Below are 2,518 nucleotides of genomic sequence, written 5' to 3'. Positions count from 1 at the left end.
TTGACGTAGAGTTGCCGTTTAAGTTTTATTACAATTAGAATAACTACTTTGAACAATTGTTAACTAATTGCTGCCCTACTTCGTGCATGATGTTCATTACCAACCAACTGCCCACCGCAAATCTTGAACTCAAGCCAGCCGTTAACCAGGCGTTTAGCGACTTCCAGCGCCTGTCTGTTGAGGATCAGTTAGGGCTGCTTTGCGGAATGTACCAAAACCTAGGTTGTTCTCTAGCGCCAACACCTGCGGGTGCTGCACGGCTATTTTTGACCCAAGGGTTACTGCATCGGATCAAGCAAATGCCTGCTACTGAACAGTTAGCGGCGATGCAGGACTTATTACAGGAGACAGATAGCCCCATCAGTCGTCAATACGGACTGTTCACGCTGAAAACCAAACTGGCGTTTTGGACTCAGCTATTTGATTGGATGTCCACAGGTGAGGTGAGTCCAGTGGCAATTGCTTCTCCGCTTTCATACTCAGCTACAACCTTGTTGAGAGCGATCGCGTTATTAGACCTGAATGAGCAAATTTCCCTATTCAACGAGATCATTGACCAGATGGGTATAGCTCCTTTAGCCGCTTAGGAATTTGGCGGTTGGGTATCTATTCAAGTTCAACTTCTAATAGCCCAACTGTTACAGCAGCAAAGGCAAAGGCTACACCCAAAGGCATAGGCGACTGGAAATAAACGGTCAAAATAGCGGCAACAACAGTAACCAACATTGCCCCAATTGACCACCATTTTTCTTCGCCACTCCAGCCTTTTTCAGCTTTAATCCATTTCAATGCGTCCGTCGGTAGTGGTTCTGGAATTACAGCGCCCGGTGGGAACGCCCAATAGTTATTGCGTTCAATATATAAGTCTGTCCAGCCGTTCTCGTAGCACCATTCGTTTAGCCAAGCTTCACAGTAATGTTTCATCGGATTTTGTTAAAATGTGTTAAATTAGTCTGCTTTACAGCCTCAATAACATTAGCAAATCTTTTTCCAGACTAAAAGAGGAATAAATACCTAATTCGTCATTGGTCATTGGTCATTGGTCATTGGTCATTTGTCCTTCGTTGCTTACGGGGTGACAAGCTAGCTGAAGTGTTGAGCCATCCGGCTTTTAGCCCATTTCTTCTTGTCACAGATAGGGTCATATTAATATCGCTCAAAGCCTCATTTTCAAAGGTGTAAGACGGCTTGTCACCCCTTCAGCCTTCGTTGTTTGTCAATGAGGGGATTGGTTGGTGTCTCAGGACAAAATGGTTTGTAATCCTTGCACTAAGCGTTCAATACCCTCGGCGACTGTTTCTTTTTGTAGCGCCCCATAAGCAATTCGCAAATAACAGCCCTCTTCCATGCCAAAGGTTGTACCGGGTAACACGGCGACGCGATGATCACGAATCAAGCGTTCGACTAACTCGACTGGGTTGATTGAAGTATTTATTTTAAGCCAGAAATAAAACGCACCGTCGGCGGGTGCGATCGCACATAATCCGTCCAATCGCTGCAACGCCTCTAATACCAACTGTCGCACTGTCGCGATCGCGTGAATGTGGGGCTGGGTATAACTCAATCCCATCTGTAAGGCGGCTAAGGCGACATACTGGGAGACAACCGGGGGACAAATCAGAATCGTGTCCTGAATTTTTTTCACCGCCGCCAGCAGATGCTGGGGAATTACCATGTAGCCAATGCGCCAACTGGCAAACCCATAGGTTTTCGACAGGGAGTACAGGGAAATCGTATGGGAGTGACTCTGGGGAAACGCCGCCGGGGAAATGTGTTTGACACCGTTATAGGTGAAATACTCATAGGCTTCATCGCTAATGTGATAAATTCCTCGTTCCCGACAGAGTTCATTCACCGCCTGTAACGCGGCTTTGGAGTAAACCGCCCCGGTGGGATTATTCGGTGAAATTGTCACCACGGCTTTGGTTTTCTCTGTGATGGCTTTCGCGATCGCCTGGGGACGCAGTTGATAATTCTGATCCGTTGCCACAAGTACCGGATGACAACTCGCCATGGTAATTGCCATTTCGTGGTTGAAATAGTAAGGCGTTTGAATAATAATCTCGTCTCCGGGAGAGGTAATGGCGAGAATGGCATTCATAAACGCCATGTTTGCGCCTGCGGTGACAACGATACAGTTGTGTTGGTTGAGGGTAATCCGGTTATCTGTGTGTAGTTTAGCGGTAATAGTAGATAGTAACGGTGCAATTCCCTGAACCGCCTTGTACTTGTGGTTATCAGGATCAGCCAGAAATTCTGGCAAACGTGCGATCGCCTCTGGTGGGGGAGGGTAATAAACGACACCCTGTCCCAAGGAAATCGTACCGGGATGACGGCGAATCAGTTCCCCAACGATGGGAATCACAGGTGACTGTACCGCTTCCATGCGAGAGGTTAAGGTGGACATCGGCGACTGATAATCAGAGATCAATTAAGGGCGCACGTCGTTGGTTCTTGGGTCAACTTAATCTCAAAACTTCACTTACCGTTTAGATCCCCCTAAATCCCCCTTAAAAAG

Annotated in this window: 3 protein-coding genes; 1 reads left to right on the top strand and 2 read right to left on the bottom strand. The window is 47.1% G+C overall.

Annotated elements, in window-relative coordinates; translation table 11 throughout:
* The first annotated feature begins 86 nt into the window (after positions 1 to 86).
* A complete protein-coding gene (locus tag ACLFWI_RS29295) occupies positions 87 to 587 on the top strand; it encodes an orange carotenoid protein N-terminal domain-containing protein (protein WP_446415854.1) in 501 nt (166 codons plus the stop codon).
* 19 nt (positions 588 to 606) lie between these two features.
* Here ACLFWI_RS29295 and ACLFWI_RS29290 read toward each other — a convergent pair whose 3' ends face one another.
* Entirely contained in the window at positions 607 to 924 is a 318-nt protein-coding gene (locus ACLFWI_RS29290) for a slr1957 family protein (protein ID WP_446411087.1), read from the bottom strand.
* Positions 925 to 1,240: 316 nt separating this feature from the next.
* Positions 1,241 to 2,407 (bottom strand): pyridoxal phosphate-dependent aminotransferase, encoded by a 1,167-nt coding sequence (locus ACLFWI_RS29285; protein ID WP_446411086.1) that lies wholly within the window; start codon positions 2,405 to 2,407, stop codon positions 1,241 to 1,243.
* Positions 2,408 to 2,518 lie beyond the last annotated feature (111 nt).

This window comes from Coleofasciculus sp., assembly GCF_046539235.1.
GTDB lineage: Bacteria > Cyanobacteriota > Cyanobacteriia > Cyanobacteriales > Coleofasciculaceae > Coleofasciculus.
The sequence above is the reverse complement of the archived record's forward strand: the minus strand, read 5'-3'. Positions and strand labels throughout refer to the sequence as shown.

What these genes read in the sequence shown, in the direction of transcription:
- ACLFWI_RS29290 (WP_446411087.1), bottom strand. Translation starts at nt 924, where the DNA reads ATGAAACATTACTGTGAAGCTTGGCTAAACGAATGGTGCTACGAGAAC.
- ACLFWI_RS29295 (WP_446415854.1), top strand. Translation starts at nt 87, where the DNA reads ATGATGTTCATTACCAACCAACTGCCCACCGCAAATCTTGAACTCAAG.
- ACLFWI_RS29285 (WP_446411086.1), bottom strand. Translation starts at nt 2,407, where the DNA reads ATGTCCACCTTAACCTCTCGCATGGAAGCGGTACAGTCACCTGTGATT.